This window comes from Enterobacter sp. HSTU-ASh6, assembly GCF_026319105.1.
Lineage (GTDB): Bacteria > Pseudomonadota > Gammaproteobacteria > Enterobacterales > Enterobacteriaceae > Enterobacter > Enterobacter sichuanensis.
In genome coordinates, this window is the sequence record NZ_WSPD01000037.1 from 1 (window position 1) to 15,388 (window position 15,388).

The window sequence follows — 15,388 nt, forward strand, 5'->3', positions numbered from 1 at the left end:
CCGTTGTCGTAGATGCTGATGGTGCCGCCCGCCACGCCGCTGCTGCCGCTCAGGGTCGGGGTGGTGTCGTTGGTGACGTCGCCCTTCTGCAGGTAGTCCGCGTGCGGGGCCACGTCGTCATAGACGGTGTCCAGCGTCGGCGCCTGCGGCGGTACGGTGGCCACGTTGATGATGTACTCGCCGGACGGACCGGAGACGTTGCCCACGCTGTCGGTCTCTTTCGCCGTCAGGGTGTACTTCCCGTCCGGCAGCGGAGTGGTCGGTTCGAGGGACCAGGTGCCGTCGGCCTGCACTTTCGCGGTGCCAATCACCCTGTCGCCGTTATAGACGGTGATGGTGTTGCCCGGCTCTGCGCCCGTACCCTTGATCAGTGGACGGTTGTCGTCGGTTTCCCCGCCGGAGGCAATCACGCCTGCGGTGTTCACGTCGTCATAGACTTCAGTGATCGCCAGCTTGCTGGCGTCAGGCGCGGTGTAGTCGGTGATCAGCACAAAATCATCTGATTCCGGACTGGTGTTACCGGCCTTGTCGGTTGCGGTGGTGGTGATATGGTGTTCACCCTCTGGCAGAGGTGTCGTTGGCGTGAACTGCCAGCCGCCATTTTCATCCACAACGGTAGAACCAATCAGTTCGCCGTTGTCATAAATATCGACACGGCTGCCCGGCTCAGCGGTACCGTTGAAGGTCGGGTTCGCATCATCGGTGGTGCTGCCGCTGCTCAGATCGCCACGGCTGGACCCGACATCATCCGTCGCAACACCTATCACCGGTTTTTCCGGTGCCACGGTATCAACAGAGATATCAAAGGACGGAGACGTGACGTCGTTACCCGCAGGATCGGTTGAAACTACGGTCAGGCTGTGATCGCCATCGGCCAGATCCTGTTCAGGGGTGAAGGTCCAGTTGCCGTCCGGATCCACCACGGTGGAGCCCAGAACATCGTCGCCATCCTTGATGGTCACGGTGCTGCCTGGCTTACCTTTACCGCTCAGTTCAGGACGCGCGTCATCGGTGACGGTGCCTGGTTTCAGGTTGCCCACGATCGGGCCCTGGTCATCCACCACTTCACCCACGGTGACCTGGTTTGGATCCGGATCGACGGTGAAGGAGATCCCCGGAGACGGTTCACTGGTGTTGCCTGACGGATCGGTCACGGTGGTGGTGATTTCGTGATCGCCTTTGTCCAGCGGTTTCTCTGGCGTATAGGACCACTTGCCTTCGTCATCCACAATAACGGAACCGATCTTCTCGTCGTTATCGTAAATATCCACCGTGCTGCCCGGCTCGGCTTCGCCGCTCAGGGTTGGAGACTGATCGTCAGTGGTGTCGCCGGAACCTACCGGCCCCTGCTTGTCGCCCACATTATCGTTGATAACGATATTTTCCGCCGGGGCCGGAGCCGCGGTGTCGATAACAATCGGGAAGGTTCCGCTGGTGCGTGCGTTGCCCGCTGCGTCAGTCGCGGTAACGGTGAAGGTGTGCTGACCATCCGCCAGTGCGCTATCCGGGGTGAACACCCACTTACCGCTGCTGTCCGCCTTGACGGTACCAATCACTTTCCCGTTGTCGAGGATAGACACAACGTCGCCCGGTGCAGCGCTGCCGCTCAGGGTTGGGGTGGTGTCGTTGGTGGTTTCGCCTTTCTGCATTGGGCCAACGTGTGGCTCGGCGTTGTCCACCACACTGTTGATGGACGGCTCGGTGCTGACCGGGATCAGAACGGTAATGTCGTAAGACGGTGCTTCCCCCGCGACGCGGTTGCCTACTGCGTCCTGGGTTTCCAGCGTCAGCTGATTAAGCCCTTCCACCAGCGGGGTATCGAGCGCCAGCGTCCAGTTGCCTTCACTGTCGACCACAGCTGAGCCCAGCAGATGTTTGCCGTTAGCATCCGTGCTGTAAACAAAGACGGTGCTGCCCGCTTCACCAATACCATTGATAACCGGTTTGCTGTCATCGGTGATTTCACCGCTGGCGACATTGCCCTGACGACCGCCGACATCGTCCATTACGGAAGTAATGCTCAGCACATCGCTGGTTGCCACCGGTGGCGTGTAGTCAGTCACCAGCACAAAATCATCCGATTCCGGTCCGGTGTTACCCGCTTCATCCGTTGCGGTGGTGGTGATGTGGTGTTCACCCTCTGGCAGAGGTGTGGTTGGTGTGAACTGCCAGGCGCCTTTATCGTCCGCAATCGTCGAACCGATGTGCTCGCCGTTGTCATAAATATCGACACGGCTGCCCGGCTCTGCAGAGCCGTTGAAGGTTGGGTTTGCGTCGTCGGTGGTGCCACCGTTGCTTAGATCGCCACGAATTGTTCCTACATCATCCGTTGCGGAACCCAGCACAGGTTTTTCCGGCGCGGTTGCATCAACGGTGATGTCGAAGGACGGAGAGGTCGCCTCGTTTCCGGCAGGATCGGTAGACACCACGGTCAGGCTGTGATCGCCATCGGCCAGATCCTGCTCCGGTGTAAAGGTCCAGTTGCCGTCCGGATCCACCACGGTGGAGCCCAGAACATCGTCACCATCCTTGATGGTCACGGTGCTGCCTGGCTTACCTTTACCGCTCAGTTCAGGGCGAACATCATCGGTCACGGTGCCTGGTTTCAGGTTGCCCACGATAGGGCCCTGGTCATCCACCACTTCACCCACGGTGACCTGGTTTGGATCCGGATCGACAGTGAAGGAGATCCCCGGAGACGGTTCACTGGTGTTGCCTGACGGATCGGTCACGGTGGTGGTGATTTCGTGATCGCCTTTGTCCAGCGGTTTCTCTGGCGTATAGGACCACTTGCCTTCGTCATCCACAATAACGGAACCAATCTTCTCGTCGTTATCGTAGATATCCACCGTGCTGCCCGGCTCGGCCTCGCCGCTCAGGGTTGGAGACTGATCGTCGGTGGTGTCGCCGGAACCTACCGGTCCCTGCTTGTCGCCCACGTTATCGTTGATAACGATATTTTCCGCCGGGGCCGGAGCCGCGGTGTCGATAACAATCGGGAAGCTGCCGCTGGTGCGCGCGTTGCCCGCTGCGTCAGTCGCGGTAACGGTGAAGGTGTGCTTGCCATCCGCCAGTGCGCTATCCGGGGTGAATGCCCACTTCCCGTTGCTGTCCGCCGTGACGGTGCCAATCACTTTCCCGTTATCGAGGATGGAGACGGTATCACCCGGTGCAGCGCTGCCGCTCAGGGTCGGGGTGGTATCGTTGGTCGACTCGCCTTTCTGCAGCGGGCCAACATGTGGCTCTGCGTTGTCCACCACGCTGTTGATGGATGGCGCGGTGCTGACCGGGATCAGGAGGTTGATGTCGTAAGATGGCGCATCGCCCGCCACGCGGTTACCCGCCGGATCCTGTGTCTCCAGGGTCAGCTTGTTCAAACCTTCCGTCAGTGGAGTGTCAGGCGTCAGGCTCCAGGTACCATCGCTGCCTACAACCGCTGTACCAATCAGGTGTTTGCCGGAAGAGTCGGTAGTGTAGACAAAGACGGTGTTCCCTGCTTCACCGATACCGCTGATGAGCGGTTTGCTGTCATCGGTGATTTCACCGCTGGCCACGTTGCCCTGACGATCGCCTACGTCGTCCACTACGGCGGTAATGTTCAGAACATCTGCTGAAGCATCAGGCGCGGTAGTGTCAACTTCAAACTCCAGCGCTTCCGAGGGATCGCTGGTGTTGCCTGCCTTATCCGTTTGCGTAACGGTGATGCTGTGATCGCCTTCACCCAGAGGTTTCTCTGGTTTCAGCGTCCAGTTGCCTTTATCGTCAATGACGGTTGTACCAAGCACTTCGTCACCATCATAGATGGTCACGGTGTCGCCCGGTTCGCCTTTACCGCTGAATACCGGACGGGTTTCGTCAGTGACGTCACCGCCTTTCAGCTGGCCCGTAATCGGCCCGGTATTATCCTGGGCATCGGCCATATCCGGTTTAGCCGGAGGTGTGGTATCGACAATAATCTGAATCGGGTCAGATGGATCACCGACATTACCCAGCGGATCTTCCTCAACGACGACAACATTATGTTCACCCTCGGCAAGTTCATCCTTAGGTGTAAATGACCACTTACCTTCGTCGTCGACGATAACCGAGCCAATCTCTTTATCATTATCTTTGATAACAATGGTATTGCCCGGGGTTCCCTCGCCGCTGAAGGAAGGCTGACTGTCATCTGTCACATCACCCGGTTTGAGAGGGCCTGTTACCGGACCGGTATTGTCAATGACATCAGGCGTTTCGGCTTTTCCTGGAGGTTCGGTCAGAACCATAAATTCACGATCGTCCGAAGGCTTACTGACGTTACCCGCTTTATCCGTCTGGCTGACCGTGATGCTATGGCTGCCATCCGCCAGGTTTTCGGAAGGTTTGAAATACCAACGACCATCGTCGTTAACGGTGGTTTCGCCAATCTTTTTACCGTTATCGTAAATGGTGATCGTCGCGCCCGCTTCACCGGTACCGCTCATTTCCGGTTTTGGATCGTCGGTGTAGGCGTCTTCAAGGATCTCGCCGGTGACTTTACCGACTTTATCCATGATGTGTTCAATCGTCGGCGCCTTTGGCGCGATCGTATCGACGACGATGACAATCGGATCTGACGGAGGACTCGTATTGCCGTCAGGATCTTTTTCTACCACGCTCAGCTCGTGCTCACCTTCACCCAGTGGCTTATCAGGCGTATAGCTCCACTCCCCTTCATCATCAACAATGACAGAACCAATTTCTTTACCATTATCAATGATATGAATAGTATCACCAGGCTTTCCTTTACCGGTCAGCGTTGGCGTTGAGTCATCAGTGACATCGCCTGATTTCAACGGTCCTTTGATTGAACCTTCATCATCCATAGCGTTGCCGATGCTCGGCTTATCAGGCGTGGAAGAGTTATCACCGTCGTCCTTATCCATCTCAGACAGCGCGAAAGCAGCCCCTACACCCGCAGCAGCAAGCGCAAACCATCCCAACATGCCAAACAGCATGTCGTTGTCGTCATCCGGCGCCGTCAGAAGCGGGCCGCCCGCCCCCAGCGGTTCGCCCCCTAACGCCACAGGAGACATGCTGCCATCCGCCATCAGATAACCGGTGTCGTAGCTGTCACCAGACAGCGGGACATAGGCGTAGAGTAATCCATCTTCCGCCATGCCCATCAGCACCGGATTAGTTGGATCACCATTGAAGTAATCTTCAATAATTATGCTTGGCTGTGTATCGCCTTCCTGAATAATGTGCAGTGCCTTGTCTACGCGCTGCAGCGTAATATTTTCTGGTGCGAAGTCGTCGTTAATATTTTTCAATACATATTTATTGCCGGGGATAAGTTTCACCTTAACCGTCCGGCCTGCTTCTGCCGTCAACAACCGAGTTTTTCCGTCTCCGTTATTGACCGCTAAAATGACTTTATTATCCGTCATACTTAAAGTCCTTGGTAAATTTCACTCGCTAAATTAAGGATGTATAAGCATTTTTACTGATACACCCTGCACTGCCTTACTTTGATACCTTTCTGAATAATTCATGTCCATAGGGTCCATCGACATGATGCTTCAAAATATCATGTCTGGGTTCTTTATATGGTTAGGAATAAACTACGTAGCACTCTACGCAGCAATAGGAATAGTTAACATCAATGCAGGAGTTATTAAGAGAGCCAGGAAGAATGACAGAAAAGAATAATTTACCCTGAAGAACTTACACTAAAAGAATAATAAATCAAAATGAATATAGTCATAAAAATAGCAGAAGCGGATATTTTAATAAAAATGAACAGAATAGAGGTGCAACCATTCGCCGCATGCGGACAGCAACAAGACGGTTAAAAGAGAGAAAAGCGGGAGTGCGAAAACGCAGAAATGAAAAAGGCCCACGTTATAAATAACGTGGGCCTGAATAGTGGCGGAACGGACGGGACTCGAACCCGCGACCCCCTGCGTGACAGGCAGGTATTCTAACCGACTGAACTACCGCTCCACTGTTCCCGTTTGGGGAACGAGGCGCATATTACGGTGTGCCTCCGATCCCGTCAATGCTTTTTCTCACGTTTTGAATCGTTTGCTGCAAAAATCGCCCGAACGATGATTTTACAGGCATTCTGGCGCTTTTTCAGGCGCGCCACATACAGCTTCCGCCTTTCTTCTGCACCAGATCCAGACGGGATTCGTGGTTAAGCAGCTCTTCATCGCTGGCTAAAACAACCCGCAACCGACTGGCCTGGCGAACGACGCGCTGAATACCCGCTTCGTCCTGCGTCTGCTGGGATTCGTTTTCCATGCTGAACTTCATTGACGTCTGGCCACCGGTCATCGCCAGATAGACATCAGCCAGGATCTGGGCATCGAGCAACGCCCCGTGCAGCGTTCGCTTGGTGTTGTCTATCTCATAGCGCGAACAGAGTGCGTCAAGGCTGTTACGCTTGCCGGGGAACATTTTCCTCGCCAGCGCCAGGCTATCGGTGACTTTGCAAAACGTATTCGTTTTCGGAATATCGCGCTGGAGCTTACTAAACTCATAGTCCATAAAGCCGATATCGAACGAGGCGTTGTGGATGATGAGCTCAGCGCCTTTGATATACTCCAGAAACTCGTCCGCCACCTCCGCAAAGGTCGGCTTATCCAGCAAGAACTCATCGGCAATACCGTGAACGCCGAACGCTTCGGGATCCACCAGCCGATCGGGTTTCAGGTAGACGTGGAAGTTGTTCCCCGTCAGACGACGGTTCACCACTTCAACGGCACCGATCTCGATGATCTTATGCCCTTCGTAGTGCGCGCCGATCTGGTTCATACCGGTGGTTTCGGTATCGAGGACAATCTGGCGAGTAATTGCAGTGCTCATAGCGGTCATTTATGTCAGACTTATCGTTTAACTGAACGTTTCAAATACAGGAAGTCTACCAGAGATGCGTAAACAGGTAGAAATTTTCACCGATGGATCTTGTCTCGGCAACCCAGGGCCTGGCGGCTACGGTGCGATTATGCGCTATCGCCAGCATGAAAAAACTTTTAGCGAAGGCTATTTTCTGACCACCAACAACCGGATGGAGTTGATGGCGGCCATTGTGGCGCTGGAGGCGCTAAAAGAGCATTGTGACGTGGTGTTAAGCACCGACAGCCAGTACGTGCGTCAGGGGATCACCCAGTGGATCCACAACTGGAAAAAACGCGGCTGGATGACCGCCGATAAGAAGCCGGTCAAGAATGTCGATCTCTGGAAACGGCTTGATGCCGCGCTGGGGCAGCATGAAATAAAGTGGGAGTGGGTAAAAGGCCACGCCGGCCATCCGGAAAACGAACGCTGCGACGAACTGGCGCGGGCGGCGGCGGCCAACCCCGCTCATGAAGACGCGGGCTATCAGCCCGACGCCTGATCGTTTTTTTTGTACTGTCGCGTGGCGCCCACGGTCTGGCGGATGGGCGTTTTCGATTTGCTCTGCTTCATCGGATTAAGCGTAAGGGGAATGGTTCGCTTACGCGCCACGATAAACTGCAAACAGCCCAGTGCAGGCAGATGGGTGCTCAACACGACGCCCCCCTGCCGCGCCCAGGGCAGCACCTGAAAACCACCGTAGCTGAGCACTTCAAAATTCAGCAGTGAAAGCCAGTCAAGCTGGCGCATCATGGTGAACATCCGGCTGTTGTAAGGTGGGGTGCGGCGCAGCACCGGCACCAGCTTACGCAGCCCCATCAGACTCAGCGGATTGAATGCGCTAAGTACCAGCCAGCCGTCATCAATCAGCACGCGATCGGCTTCGCGAAGCAGACGATGCGGGTCGCTGCACCAGGGTAACGTGTGCGCGAGCAAACACGCATCCACGGATTTTTCGGCAAACGGCAGATGCAATGGGTCGGCCTTCACCTGAACCGGCGAGCCGCCGAGAGAGACATTGACCTGATGCGAGATAGCGCAGCTTTCGGTATTGATTTCCGCGCTGAGATTGCCAATCTTAAGCAGGTGAAAGCCATACATTTTCGCGAGCCAGGGCCTGAGCTGTTGTTCTAACGCCTCGCGATAGTATTCACCCCAGGGCAATTCCGCCCAACGTTCCGGTGCTGCGACAGTCTGAGGTATCCTTGCCGGTTTCATCAACACACCCGCCACGCTATAAGAGGTAATGTATGAATCTTATCAGTATTCCTGCTTTTGAGGACAATTACATCTGGGTTTTGGTTGACGACCAACGTCGATGCGTCATTGTCGACCCCGGAGAGTCCGCCCCCGTTTTGCACGCTATTAAGGAAAATGGCTGGCAACCTGAAGCCATTCTGTTGACCCACCATCATCACGATCACACTGGCGGTGTTGGCGAGCTTCACGCCCGTTTTCCGCATCTTGTGGTTTACGGACCGGCAGAGACACAAGATAAGGGAACCACGCACGTAGTCGAAGAGGGCAAAAATATCCTCATCGGGGAGTGGGAGTTTTCTGTATTTGCTACACCAGGTCACACTTCAGGACATCTGTGTTTCTACAGTAAACCTTATCTGTTTTGCGGCGACACGCTGTTCTCCGGAGGCTGCGGAAGACTCTTTGAAGGCACACCAGCCCAAATGTATCACTCTTTACAGAAGATTAGCGCCTTACCTGACGACACCGTTATTTGTTGCGCGCATGAGTATACATTAGGAAATATGAAGTTTGCTGTTAGCCTGTTACCGGAGGATCGGGCGATTCAGGATTATTACCACAAAGTGAAGGAGTTACGTGCAAAAAACCAAAATACACTCCCCGTAATTCTGAAAAATGAGCGCCAAATTAATTTATTTTTACGAACAGATGATATTGATTTAATTAATAAAATTAACCAAGAAACAAATTTGCAACAACCAGAAGAGCGATTTGCATGGTTAAGGTCAAAGAAAGATAACTTCAGATAATTGCGGGTTGCCTTTTCAAAAATTCGCCGTTATCATCGCTCGTCTTTTAAGCAACTATTGACACACACATGAAGGCAAAAGCGATATTACTCGCCTCTGTCCTGCTCGTAGGTTGCCAGTCGCAGAACGGCAGCAACGTACAACAGCACGCACAGAGCCTTTCTGCAGCTGGTCAAGGGGAAGCAGGGAAGTTTACAAGTGCAGCGCGCTGGATGGACGATGGGACATCTTTCGCGCAGGATCAAGACTTGTGGACCTCTATTGGCGACGAGCTAAAGATGGGAATTCCGGAAAACAGCCGGATTCGCGAACAGAAACAGAAGTATTTAAGAAATAAGAGCTATCTCCACGATGTAACGTTACGGGCAGAGCCGTATATGTACTGGATAGCCGGGCAAGTTAAAAAACGTAACATGCCTATGGAGCTGGTACTCCTACCCATAGTGGAGAGCGCTTTTGACCCACACGCGACGTCTGGCGCCAATGCCGCAGGCATTTGGCAGATCATTCCGAGCACCGGGCGAAACTATGGTCTGAAACAGACCCGCAACTATGATGCGCGTCGCGATGTTGTCGCTTCCACGACAGCCGCTCTCGACATGATGCAACGTCTGAACAAGATGTTTGACGGCGACTGGCTGTTAACGGTCGCAGCGTATAATAGTGGCGAAGGTCGTGTACTGAAGGCAATGAAAGCGAATAAAGCACGGGGTAAATCCACCGATTTTTGGTCGCTCTCACTGCCACAGGAAACAAAGATTTACGTACCGAAGATGCTGGCATTGAGTGATATTCTCAAGAACAGCAAGCGTTACGGTGTACAACTGCCAACACCAGACGAAAGTCGTGCACTGGCGCGCGTTCGCCTCAGCAACCCGGTTGATATTCAACAGGTCGCTGATATGACGGGTATGTCGGTCAGTAAATTGAAAACCTTTAATGCTGGCGTTAAAGGCTCAACCCTGGGGGCAAGTGGCCCACAGTATGTAATGGTTCCGCAGAAGCATGCTGAGCAGTTACGCGAGTCTTTAGCTTCGGGTGAAATCGCCGCCGTTCAGTCAACGCTGATCGCGGATGCATCATCCGTCAACAGCCGCAGTTATAAGGTTCGTTCAGGTGATACGCTTTCGGGTATTGCATCACGTCTTGGCGTGACGGCAAGCGATCTGCAGCAGTGGAATAACCTGCGCAGTTCAGGCCTGAAAGTCGGTCAAACGCTGACGGTAGGTGCAGGAAGTAGTGCACAGCGTCTCGCCAGCAACAGCGATAGCATTACCTATCGCGTGCGCAAAGGCGATTCACTGTCCAGTATCGCAAAACGACACGGCGTGAACATCAAAGATGTGATGCGCTGGAACAATGATACTGACAACCTGAAACCAGGCGACCAGCTGACGCTGTTTGTGAAGAACAGCGCTACGCCAGACTCCTGATGACACGATCGCAAGATAAAAAGGCACCGATTCCCCTCGGTGCCTTTTTTGTTTATCCCGCTTTCTGCGCTTCAGCCATGATGGTATCGCTGGTGAATGAACCGTCATCCTGCAGTTCAAAGTACGCCTTCACTTCTGCGGACGCACTCTCCTGATACAGCCTGATCGCCTGGCTCAATGCTTCCGGGGTGCGCATACGCGCGATCCACGAGCTGAACTCCAGCGGCAAACGGTCTGTTATTAACGCGCGCGTAATCAGGCCCGCTTCAGTGATAAAGGTTAACCACTCTCCGCCAGAGTAGTTTTGCACATGGGAGGTGTCGCGCAGCGCTTCCACCGTCTGCAGCCAGATATTGCGTACCGGATGCCCGGGCGACATGACATCCATAATAATGAAGATGCCACCTGGCTTCAGAACGCGTTTGACTTCGCGTAATGCCTGGCCGACATCATGCCAGTGGTGCGCGGAATAACGGCTGATCACCACCTCAAATGACGCATCGTCAAACGGTAAGGATTCGGCATACCCCTGGCGCGTAGCAATGTTCTGCAGCCCTTTCGCTTTTGCCGCTTCAGCAACCACTTCCAGCATCTGGCCGGATAAGTCATATGCGATGACCTGCGCCACCTGCTGCGCAGCCGTAAAGCTGGCATGCCCCGCGCCGCAGCCTAAATCCAGCACGTGGGCCTGCGGGAATGCCGCCAGGCGTTCACCGAGACGCACCAGATCGCGGCCAGAAGCGTGTACGGCGCTGCTCAGATAAGCATTTGCCTGAGAACCGAACTGTTTTTCTACGTTGTCATGATGGGAGTGTGTTGTTGTCATCGTACTGTCCTTTGTGAGTTAAAATAAAGGGCAGCACCCGCACAGGCCTGCCCCACGGCAGACCTGACACACCATTATTTATCAGGTTTGCCGGGACTGAATTCGACGAGTAGAGGATTGTGATCGGAGGCACGCGTGACCAGAACAGAGGCGTCATGCACGCTCAAACCACGATAGAAGACAAAATCGAGAGGACGACCAAAGGCTTTTTTGCGCTGGTCATCGCTAAAACGAACTTCACGCAGCGACATTTCGCGCGCAAAGCGGTACAGCGCATTCATGCGCGGGCGGCTCCAGGCATTGAAATCACCGGCCATGATGATGGGCCCACTGTGATGCGCAATCTGATCGCCAATAGGGAGTAACTGCTTACTATACACATCCACGCCGAGGCTGAAATTGACCGCGTGGATATTCACGACCATCAGCATTCGGGTATCCGGCAGCGGGTAGACCGTCACCAGCGCCGATTTCGCCAGACGCAGGATAGGCTCGCGTTCGCGTAAGGGGCAACAGTAGACCGGATGCGCCGCAGACAGCGTCATTACACCGGAGGGATGTTGAGGCAAAACAAATGCTGGCACCTGGTCGGCGGCGAGATAGTTAGTGGTCGCAAACCTGACCAGCTCAGGGGTGGTTTGCGCCTCCTGGAGCAGAACCAGGTGGGCATCTTTTCCAAAATTCTTGAGGACCGATAACCACTCGGCGCGCTGCTGCTTAAAGATATTCCACACCAGCACGCGAATTTTTTCATCGCTACTTAACGGAGTACCGGCGGGCAATGCCTGGCTGATGCTCGCAAACGACCCCGGAGGCAAGATCCTCTCCGCGGGCATTCCGGCAACATAACGCATGGCATAGGTATTTTTTCGCACTTTTGGAAACAGCCTCTGTAACGTGAACCAGCCCGGAAAACAGACTGGTTCTAATGTTATAGGGACTTTAGGTCATACTTTCAACGCAATTTCTGAGAAACCGCTTTCCAGTTTTGTAAGCAAGCACTTACTCACATCATCCCAGCGCCACACGGGCCGGTTTATCCAGACGTCCGCTCAGACCAATCAGCAGGAAGGCCACCAGGACAATCACCGCGCCGATCCAGGGCGTCTGAGTTAATCCAACATGCGCGACGGTTTGTCCGCCAATGATGGAGCCCAGCGCGATACCTATATTAAATGCGGCAATGTTCAGACCTGATGCCACATCCACCGCGTTTGGAGTGTAGAGCTCAGCTTTTTGTACAACGTAAACCTGAAGCCCGGGCACATTGCCAAAAGCAAAGATCCCCATGACGAGTACCGTAACCAGCGCAGCGTAGTGCATCGAAGCCGTGAACTGGAAAATCAGTAGCAGCACAACCAGGGCAGCGAAGATGAATTTCAGTGCCGGGACCGCACCATGCTTATCTGCCAGCTTGCCACCCCAGATATTGCCAATCGCAACGGCGATACCGTATCCCAGCAAAATCCAGCTCACGGCATTGGGAGAGAAACCGGCCAGATCCTGCATCATCGGTGCCAGGAAGGTGAAGGCGGTGAATACCCCACCATAGCCCAGGGCGGTAACCGCATAGATGATCAGTAAACGTGGGTGCGTAAGCACTCTCAGTTGATCGCGCAGGCTGGCGCTCGCCCGGCCGGGAATATTCGACGGAACCAGCAGCAGGCTGGCCACCAGGGCGATGACCCCCAGTAAAGAGACGGCAAGGAAAGTTTCACGCCAGCCGAAGTGCTGTCCGATAAACGTCCCCAACGGTACGCCCGTGACCAGGGCGACGGTCAGCCCACCAAACATGATTGCAATGGCTGAAGCCGCTTTCTCTTTAGGTACCAGGCTGGTTGCAATGGTGGAACCAATCGAGAAGAACACACCGTGTGCGAGGCCAGTCAACAGGCGGGCAATCACCAGCGTTGTGTAGTCCGGCGCTTGCCAGGCCAGAATGTTGCCGGCGGTAAACAGCACCATCAGCGCGACTAACAGCTGTTTACGTGGGAAACGTCCGGTCAGGGCCGTCAGCACTGGCGCACCGACGGCAACGCCCAGGGCGTAGATTGAGACCAACAGCCCGGCGGAGGGCAACGAGATCGCAAGCTGGTTAGCAATGGTAGGAACCAGTCCTACGATAACAAATTCGGTCGTGCCGATTGCAAAGGCACTGATCGTCAGGGCAAGTAGCGCCAGTGGCATAAAATACTCCGTATCATCAGGATTAAGATGACAGGCAGTATGCGCCAGTGGTTAAATAACAAAAATGGTCAAAATCTCAATAGAATTTTGCAGGTGGTGCAACAATGAAAGCTACGTCGGAAGAGCTGACAATCTTTGTCGCCGTCGTCGAAAGCGGCAGTTTTAGCCGTGCGGCCGAACAGCTGGGGCAAGCTAACTCAGCCATTAGCCGCGCGGTAAAAAAACTGGAGATGAAGCTTGGGGTGAGTCTGCTCAACCGGACGACACGGCAGCTCAGCCTGACCGAGGAAGGTGAGCGCTATTTCCGCCGCGTACAGTCGGTCCTGCAGGAGATGGCGGCAGCGGAGACGGAGATCATGGAAACACGTAGCACCCCGCGTGGGTTGCTGCGCATTGATGCGGCCACACCGGTGGTTCTGCACTTTCTGATGCCGCTGATCAAACCTTTTCGTGAGCGTTATCCGGAAATGACACTCTCTTTGGTCTCCTCTGAGACCTTTATCAACCTTATCGAACGCAAAGTGGATGTGGCGATCCGGGCGGGAACCCTGACGGATTCAAGCCTGCGTGCGCGCCCTTTGTTTGCCAGCTACCGTAAAATTATCGCCTCGCCGCAATACATCGCTGAACATGGCAAACCTGAAACGGTTGAAGAGTTGAAACAGCATCTGTGTCTGGGCTTTACGGAACCCGTGTCGCTGAATACCTGGCCTGTCGCCTGCCCTGACGGTCAGTTGCATGAGATCACCTGCGGGTTGTCGTCTAACAGCGGGGAGACGCTGAAGCAATTGTGTCTTGAAGGCAACGGGATCGCCTGTTTGTCTGACTACATGATTGATAAGGAAATAGCGCGTGGTGAACTTGTGGAACTGATGGCGGATAAACGTCTGCCGGTCGAAATGCCTTTTAGCGCAGTGTATTACAGCGACAGAGCGGTGAGTACACGCATCCGTGCCTTTATTGATTTTCTAAGTGAGCATATAAAAACAGCTCCCGGAGGAGCTGAATGAGGGTTAAGTGTACAGAGGGTGGGTCAACCTTAATCCCAGTTTGGCGCTAAACCTTCAGGGCTGACCAGGCGGTCGTTGCACTCCAGAGCAGCGATCGCTTTTTTGTCGTCAGCATCCAGTTGAAGATCCACGGCTAACAGGTTGCTGGTCAGGTTTTCACGTTTAGTTGATGATGGGATCACCGCATACCCTTCACCCATCGCCCATGCCAGGATCACCTGCGCAGCCGTCGCATTATGTTTCTCAGCGATACGCATAATCACTTCATCTTTCAGCGCCTTACCGTAAGCCAGCGTCATGTAAGAAGTGATGTGGATGCCGTGCTGTTTGGCCCAGTCCACCACTTTGCGGTTTTGCAGATAAGGAGAGAGTTCAATCTGGTTAGTCGCAATGTTGTCTGCGCCAACGGCGGCAATGGCTTTTTCCATCAGCGGAATGGTGAAGTTGGAAATGCCAATTTCACGCGTCAGGCCCTGCTCTTTCGCTTCCAGAAGTGCCTGCATGAATTCTTCCACAGAGACGGCATCGTTTGGTGATGGCCAGTGGATCAGCGTCAGATCCACATAGTCGGTGCGCAACTTCTTCAGGCTCTCTTTCAGGCTCGGGATCAGCTTGTCTTTGCTGAGGTTTTCAATCCAGATTTTGGTGGTAATAAACAGTTCGCTACGCGGCACGCCGCTTTCTTCAATGGCCTGACCCACGGCAGCTTCGTTTTCATAGATCTGTGCCGTATCAATTGCACGATAACCGAGTTCGAGTGCGGTTTTTACAGATGCGATAACAACGTCGTCTTTCAGGCGGAAAGTGCCCAGGCCAAATGCAGGGAGAGTCATATAATCCTCGTTATTCATAATGTTTGTTAACTGAGGAGAATTATCGCTACAGCGGTTATGAAGAAAAAGATCGTAAAACGCAGAGGATTTTTGCTTATTTAGCAATAATTGGGCGACAGATAAGAAAAAAGCCCTGAGCGTTAACTCAGGGCTTCTAATAAGTGGCGGAACGGACGGGACTCGAACCCGCGACCCCCTGCGTGACAGGCAGGTATTCTAACCGACTGAACTA

Annotated in this window: 11 protein-coding genes and 1 tRNA gene; 4 read left to right on the forward strand and 8 right to left on the reverse strand. The window is 54.0% G+C overall.

Annotated features, from left to right (window positions below; genetic code table 11):
* The 3 genes from GM298_RS22965 to dnaQ form a co-directional block, all read right to left on the reverse strand.
* On the reverse strand, positions 1–5,408 hold a 5,408-nt coding region (locus GM298_RS22965; RefSeq protein ID WP_266155389.1), incomplete at its 3' end, for an Ig-like domain-containing protein.
* A 479-nt stretch (positions 5,409–5,887) separates the two neighbouring features.
* Positions 5,888–5,964 (reverse strand) — tRNA-Asp (locus tag GM298_RS22970).
* 132 nt (positions 5,965–6,096) lie between these two features.
* A complete protein-coding gene (gene dnaQ / locus GM298_RS22975) occupies positions 6,097–6,828 on the reverse strand; it encodes a DNA polymerase III subunit epsilon (RefSeq protein WP_045285097.1) in 732 nt (243 codons plus the stop codon).
* A gap of 64 nt (positions 6,829–6,892) precedes the next feature.
* Here dnaQ and rnhA point away from each other — a divergent pair, with 64 nt between their 5' ends.
* Positions 6,893–7,360: a ribonuclease HI gene (rnhA, locus tag GM298_RS22980; protein WP_025757603.1), complete on the forward strand. Its 468-nt coding sequence runs from the start codon at positions 6,893–6,895 to the stop codon at positions 7,358–7,360.
* Here rnhA and GM298_RS22985 read toward each other — a convergent pair.
* Entirely contained in the window at positions 7,345–8,076 is a 732-nt protein-coding gene (locus tag GM298_RS22985; RefSeq protein ID WP_025757605.1) for a class I SAM-dependent methyltransferase, read from the reverse strand. The genes rnhA and GM298_RS22985 overlap by 16 nt on opposite strands.
* A 32-nt stretch (positions 8,077–8,108) precedes the next feature.
* Here GM298_RS22985 and gloB point away from each other — a divergent pair, with 32 nt between their 5' ends.
* Both gloB and mltD read left to right on the forward strand, forming a co-directional pair.
* Positions 8,109–8,867 carry a hydroxyacylglutathione hydrolase gene (gloB, locus tag GM298_RS22990; protein WP_266155390.1) on the forward strand — a complete coding sequence of 253 codons (759 nt, stop codon included), beginning with the start codon at positions 8,109–8,111 and terminating at the stop codon, positions 8,865–8,867.
* Between the two features lie 68 nt (positions 8,868–8,935).
* Positions 8,936–10,300, forward strand: coding sequence for a murein transglycosylase D (mltD, locus tag GM298_RS22995; protein WP_032672480.1), 1,365 nt, complete (start codon positions 8,936–8,938; stop codon positions 10,298–10,300).
* 52 nt (positions 10,301–10,352) lie between these two features.
* Here mltD and GM298_RS23000 read toward each other — a convergent pair whose 3' ends face one another.
* The 3 genes from GM298_RS23000 to GM298_RS23010 form a co-directional block, all read right to left on the reverse strand.
* Positions 10,353–11,126, reverse strand: coding sequence for a class I SAM-dependent methyltransferase (locus GM298_RS23000; RefSeq protein WP_266155391.1), 774 nt, complete (start codon positions 11,124–11,126; stop codon positions 10,353–10,355).
* A gap of 74 nt (positions 11,127–11,200) precedes the next feature.
* Complete coding sequence (locus tag GM298_RS23005; RefSeq protein WP_024909448.1) at positions 11,201–12,001, reverse strand: endonuclease/exonuclease/phosphatase family protein; 801 nt, start codon at positions 11,999–12,001, stop codon at positions 11,201–11,203.
* A gap of 136 nt (positions 12,002–12,137) precedes the next feature.
* Entirely contained in the window at positions 12,138–13,313 is a 1,176-nt protein-coding gene (locus GM298_RS23010; protein ID WP_095450449.1) for an MFS transporter, read from the reverse strand.
* A gap of 104 nt (positions 13,314–13,417) precedes the next feature.
* Here GM298_RS23010 and yafC point away from each other — a divergent pair, with 104 nt between their 5' ends.
* Positions 13,418–14,323 carry a DNA-binding transcriptional regulator YafC gene (gene yafC, locus GM298_RS23015; protein WP_266155394.1) on the forward strand — a complete coding sequence of 302 codons (906 nt, stop codon included), beginning with the start codon at positions 13,418–13,420 and terminating at the stop codon, positions 14,321–14,323.
* A 29-nt stretch (positions 14,324–14,352) separates the two neighbouring features.
* Here the strand turns inward: yafC and dkgB are convergent, their stop codons facing one another.
* The gene (gene dkgB, locus GM298_RS23020) at positions 14,353–15,156 is read right to left on the reverse strand and encodes a 2,5-didehydrogluconate reductase DkgB (RefSeq protein WP_025757613.1); all 804 of its coding nucleotides are present in this window, start codon (positions 15,154–15,156) and stop codon (positions 14,353–14,355) included.
* Positions 15,157–15,388 lie beyond the last annotated feature (232 nt).

Coding starts and splice junctions, on each gene's coding strand:
- dnaQ (WP_045285097.1), bottom strand. CDS start 6,828: ATGAGCACTGCAATTACTCGCCAGATTGTCCTCGATACCGAAACCACC.
- rnhA (WP_025757603.1), top strand. CDS start 6,893: ATGCGTAAACAGGTAGAAATTTTCACCGATGGATCTTGTCTCGGCAAC.
- GM298_RS22985 (WP_025757605.1), bottom strand. CDS start 8,076: ATGAAACCGGCAAGGATACCTCAGACTGTCGCAGCACCGGAACGTTGG.
- gloB (WP_266155390.1), top strand. CDS start 8,109: ATGAATCTTATCAGTATTCCTGCTTTTGAGGACAATTACATCTGGGTT.
- mltD (WP_032672480.1), top strand. CDS start 8,936: ATGAAGGCAAAAGCGATATTACTCGCCTCTGTCCTGCTCGTAGGTTGC.
- GM298_RS23000 (WP_266155391.1), bottom strand. CDS start 11,126: ATGACAACAACACACTCCCATCATGACAACGTAGAAAAACAGTTCGGT.
- GM298_RS23010 (WP_095450449.1), bottom strand. CDS start 13,313: ATGCCACTGGCGCTACTTGCCCTGACGATCAGTGCCTTTGCAATCGGC.
- yafC (WP_266155394.1), top strand. CDS start 13,418: ATGAAAGCTACGTCGGAAGAGCTGACAATCTTTGTCGCCGTCGTCGAA.
- dkgB (WP_025757613.1), bottom strand. CDS start 15,156: ATGACTCTCCCTGCATTTGGCCTGGGCACTTTCCGCCTGAAAGACGAC.